The organism is Streptomyces sp. NPDC060028 (assembly GCF_042736725.1).
Classification (GTDB): domain Bacteria; phylum Actinomycetota; class Actinomycetes; order Streptomycetales; family Streptomycetaceae; genus Streptomyces.
In genome coordinates, this window is the sequence record NZ_JBHWVJ010000093.1 from 1 (window position 1) to 4,274 (window position 4,274).

A 4,274-nucleotide genomic window follows, 5' to 3' on the forward strand; every position below is an offset into this window, starting at 1 on the left:
GCGGCCGGCCGCGACGGACGGCGGGGCCCGCCGGATCGCCCCGGCCGACCGCTGGCGCCTGCTGCTCGGCCGCCGGCAGGACCTGCTCCCGGCCGGCGCCCGCCGCTACGCCCACGCACTCGACGAGCTGTACGGCGCCGGCCGGGGGGAAGGCGCCGGCGATCTCGGCACCGGCCCGGGCGGGGGCCAGGAGGCTTCGTTCCCGACCGCCCGGGAGTGGTCCGAGGAACTGGCCGCCCTCTTCGGCACCGACGTACGGGAAGAGGTGCTCGCCCGCGCCGCCGAGGCGGGCCGCACCGACGTGATCGGCGAGCTCGACCCGGCCTCCGTACGCCCCTCCGTGGAACTCCTGAGCTCGGTGCTCTCGCTCGCCGGAGGCATGCCCGAAGCCCGGCTCGCCCGGCTGCGCCCCCTGGTGAAACGGCTGGTCGACGAGCTCTCCAAGGAGCTCGCCACCCGCCTGCGCCCGGCCCTGTCCGGACTCGCCACCCCGCGCCCCACCCGTCGCCCGGGCGGCCGGCTCGACCTGGCCCGAACCCTGCGGGCCAACCTCGCCCACACCCGCCGCCGCGACGACGGCAGCGTGGTCGTCGTCCCGGAGCGGCCCGTCTTCAGCACCCGGGCGAGCCGCGAGGCGGACTGGAGGCTCGTCCTCGTGGTCGACGTGTCCGGCTCGATGGAGACCTCCGTCATCTGGTCGGCCCTCACGGCCGCCGTCCTCGGCGGGGTCCCGACCCTGTCCACCCACTTCCTGGCCTTCTCCACCCAGGTCGTCGACCTCACCGACCGGGTCGACGACCCGCTCTCGCTGCTGCTGGAGGTACGGGTCGGCGGTGGCACCCACATCGCCGCGGGCCTCGCGCACGCCCGCACCCTGATCACCGTGCCCAGCCGCACCCTCGTCGTCGTGGTCAGCGATTTCGAGGAGGGCGCGCCGATCGGCGGACTCCTGGGCGAGGTACGGGCGCTGGCCGCATCCGGAGCCCAACTGCTGGGCTGCGCCGCACTCGACGACGCGGGCGCGCCCCGGTACTCGGTCCCGGTCGCGCAGCAACTCGTCGCCGCCGGCATGCCGGTGGCCGCCCTCAGCCCGCTCGCCCTCGCCCGCTGGGTGGGCGACCGCCTCCGTGGAGAACCCCGTTGACCAGCACCACACTGCCCCCCGTCGCCCCCGAGGTGCTCGCCGAAGCCGTCGAGAACCTCACCGCCCGGCTGCGCAAGAAGCTCGACGCCGCCATCGAGGGCTGCGCCGCGGGCGCCACCCGGACGGCCGACGGACAGGTCACGGTCCGCTTCGGCGAGGACGCCGTCGTCACGCTGAGCCCGGGCCCCGGGGGCGCCGTCACCGGAGCCGAACAGGCCGTGTGCAGCTGCCTGTTGGCGCCCCGCTGCCTCCACCGGGCGGCCGTGCTCGGCGCGGCCCCGCTGGCGGACGCGACGGATCCGCAGCCGCAGCCGCAGCCGCAGCCGGCCTCGGACCCGGCCTCGGCCCCGGACTCAGCAGTCCCGGACTCAGCCTCGGCCTCGGCCCCGGCCGGGGCCGCCGGAGTCGCCGCGCCCGATGCGGCCGGCGCTGCCGTCGACCCCGCGCGGGCCGTCGCCGCGGCCGCGGTGTGGGAAGCCGCCGCGCAGGCCCTCTCCGCCGGGGTCACGGCCGCGGGCGCCGTCGTACAGGCCGAGTTGCTGCGCGCCGCGCACACCGCGCGCCTCGCCGGGCTGCCGCGCGCCGAGGCCGCCGCCCTGCGGGTCGTACGGGGCCTGCGGGCCGCCCGGGAGCGCAGTGCCGCCCAGCGGCTGCCCGATCTCACCGCCGCGTTCCGTGACCTGCTGCACACCGCCGCCCTGCTCGCCTCCGGCGCGGCCGATCCGGCACTGACGGGCAGCGCCCGCCGCCCGTACGAGCCGGGCGGCAGCCTGCGGACGTACGGCCTGTGCCGCGAGCCGGTGCTCGCCGCGACCGGCTACGGGGGAGTGGTCACCCACCTGCTCGGCGCCGACGGCTCCCGCTACTCCGTGGCCGACGTCCGCCCAGGCGGCCTGGCCCGCGCCCGCGGCGCCGGCTCCGCCTCGGTCGCGCTCGGCGGCGCCGTCCTCGACCACGCCGGGCTCGCCCGCGGGGGCCTGCGCATCGCGGGAGCCACGGTCTCCCCGGACGGCCGGCTCGGCGCCGGACGCGGGGTCCAGGCGACCCCGCTCCGCGGCATCCCCTGGACCGAGGAGCCGGCCGCCGCGCTCTTCGCGCGCCCGGCGGCGCAGGCCGTGGCCGGGCAACTGGCGGCCGCCGCCGCGGCCGGATCCGATTCCGCCGCCGAACAGGCCGGTTCCGCACTCCTCGGCTGCGACGCCGTGGTCGTCGCAGCGGCCGGCCAGGACCTGCTGGTCCGCGAACCGCGCCCAGGCGCCCCCCTGCTCCGGCTGCGGCCCGCACACCCCCACCCGGAGCTGCCGCACGCGGTCAACCTGCGCCGGCTCGCCGACCGTCCCGGCCTCGCGCTGCGCATCCTGGGCCGCCCCGACCTGGACCGCGCCGCCACCCTGCGCCCGCTCGCGGTCGGTCCCGTACCGGGGGCCGAGTACACGCTGCGCTTCCCCGAGGAATGGCTCGGCCGCGCCGACCTGGGCTACGACCGGCTCCAGGGCGGCCACTTCCCGCCGCCGCGCCCCGCGCCCGGCCCCCTCGCCGCCGCCGGACCGGACCCGCTCGCGGACTCCCCGCTGTGGCGGGTCCGCCGGCTCCTGGAGACCGGGGTCGCGGGCGGCCGCCGCGCGGTCGCCGAGGGCTTCGACCAGACCCCGCTGCGCCGGGCCGGCTTCGGCTCGGCCGCGGAACTGGCCACCGCCCTCGCCGCCGAGGCCGCGCACCGCCCGCGCGACGCCTTCGGCCGGCTGGCCGATCCGTCCGCCGACGGCTACGCGTGGGCCTGGCTCGCGGCCGCCACGCACCTCGCCGCGGCCGAGCGGATGCTGGTCGCGGCCTCCTGGACCGGCGAGGCCGCGGGCGGTTGAGGGCTACCACTGCGTGATGGTGACCTCGCCGTCGCGCAGGCCGGCACGCCAGTTGCGGCTGGTGGTGGCCCAGCCCGAACCGGGATGACGGGCGCTGAGGGTCAGCCACTGGCAGGCCTGTTGCAGCAGGCCCTCCAGCAACAGTTCCCGGACGAGGGTCCGTTGACCGGAGGGAACGGAGCTCAGGCTCAGGCCGGCCCTGCCGCCGCACTTGGGCCGGCTGTTCGCGTACCAGTACGCGTGGACCAGCGGTCCCCATTCCGCCCAGTGCTTCGGCTCGGCGCCGCTGAGATGCAGCCACTCCACGTGCAGGCCGGCGGCCCGGAGTTCTGCCTCGACCGCCGTCTGGCCCACCGGATAGGCGAAGCCGGCGCGCAGGGGCGACCGGGTGTACGTCTCCCAGGGGTGAGCGTCCATCGGCCGGACGCTACCAGCCCCCGTGCAGCCACGCCTCGAGAGCGGCGAAGTCCGTTTCCCGCAGGCCCAGTCGGGGGTCGACGCGGTGGAGGAGGGCCGGGCCGGGGTGGTGGGCGGCCACCCAGGCGCGGTCCGCGCCGGTGATCTCGTCGTCGACCCAGGCGAAGGGCCGGCCCGCCGCCCAGGTCACGAGGGTACGGGTCTTCCAGTGCGTCCCGCCCGCCCCGTCCTCGGCGGAGGGCTCCGGCCAGTCCACCACGGGCAGTTGCGGCAGCCCGAGCAGCGGCGCGAGGGACTCGTTGGCGTCCTGCATCCACGTCGTGGCCCACACCAGCTCGCACGGCAGTGCCGCCAGCCGGGGCCCGAGCGCGGGATCGACCCGGGTGAGCAGGGGATGGGCGTGCGCGCCCGGGGGCCCGTACGCCGGGTACCCCTCTGCGCCGAAGGGGATCAGCGGGCCGTCGACATCGAGGAACAGGAAGGGGAGCTGCTGCGCGGGACCGGTCACGGCGGCACGGTATCGGTCCGGCGGGGAGGGAACCGAGAGCGGGTCGAACACCTCTCCATGGGGGAGATGGACGAGGGGGACAACCATGACGACCACCGTTGCTGCCCTGGTCGGGCGAACGGCACTGGCGGGGCTTCTGTGCGCCGCGCTCGCGGCCTGCGGGAGCACGCGTGCGGGCCAGGCGGCGGGGCCGGCCCCCGCGGCGAGCCCGGGCAAGGAAACCTGCGGCGTCGGCGCGGCGACCGAGGAGCAGCCGGGCGGGACCGCCGGACCTCCGACGGACCAGGAGACCGGCGCCTACGCGGGCCCGCCGACGGACGAGGACACCGGCACTCCGGGTCCC

4 protein-coding genes and 1 pseudogene are annotated in these 4,274 nt (G+C 77.8%); 3 read left to right on the plus strand and 2 right to left on the minus strand.

The window, feature by feature from the left end:
* Both ACFWBF_RS31645 and ACFWBF_RS31650 read left to right on the plus strand, forming a co-directional pair.
* Nucleotides 1–1,144, plus strand: a 1,144-nt coding sequence (locus ACFWBF_RS31645) for a VWA domain-containing protein (RefSeq protein WP_385607937.1), incomplete at its 5' end; no start/stop codon positions are given.
* A complete protein-coding gene (locus tag ACFWBF_RS31650; RefSeq protein ID WP_385607939.1) occupies nt 1,141–3,006 on the plus strand; it encodes a hypothetical protein in 1,866 nt (621 codons plus the stop codon). The genes ACFWBF_RS31645 and ACFWBF_RS31650, both read left to right, overlap by 4 nt.
* 3 nt (nt 3,007–3,009) lie before the next feature.
* Here ACFWBF_RS31650 and ACFWBF_RS31655 read toward each other — a convergent pair whose 3' ends face one another.
* A complete protein-coding gene (locus ACFWBF_RS31655) occupies nt 3,010–3,423 on the minus strand; it encodes a hypothetical protein (RefSeq protein ID WP_385607940.1) in 414 nt (137 codons plus the stop codon).
* Between the two features lie 10 nt (nt 3,424–3,433).
* The gene (locus ACFWBF_RS31660) at nt 3,434–3,931 is read right to left on the minus strand and encodes an HAD domain-containing protein (protein WP_385607942.1); all 498 of its coding nucleotides are present in this window, start codon (nt 3,929–3,931) and stop codon (nt 3,434–3,436) included.
* 85 nt (nt 3,932–4,016) lie between these two features.
* On the opposite strand from ACFWBF_RS31660, the pseudogene ACFWBF_RS31665 reads away from it, so the two are divergent.
* A pseudogene (locus ACFWBF_RS31665) lies at nt 4,017–4,274 on the plus strand (hypothetical protein); the annotation flags it as partial.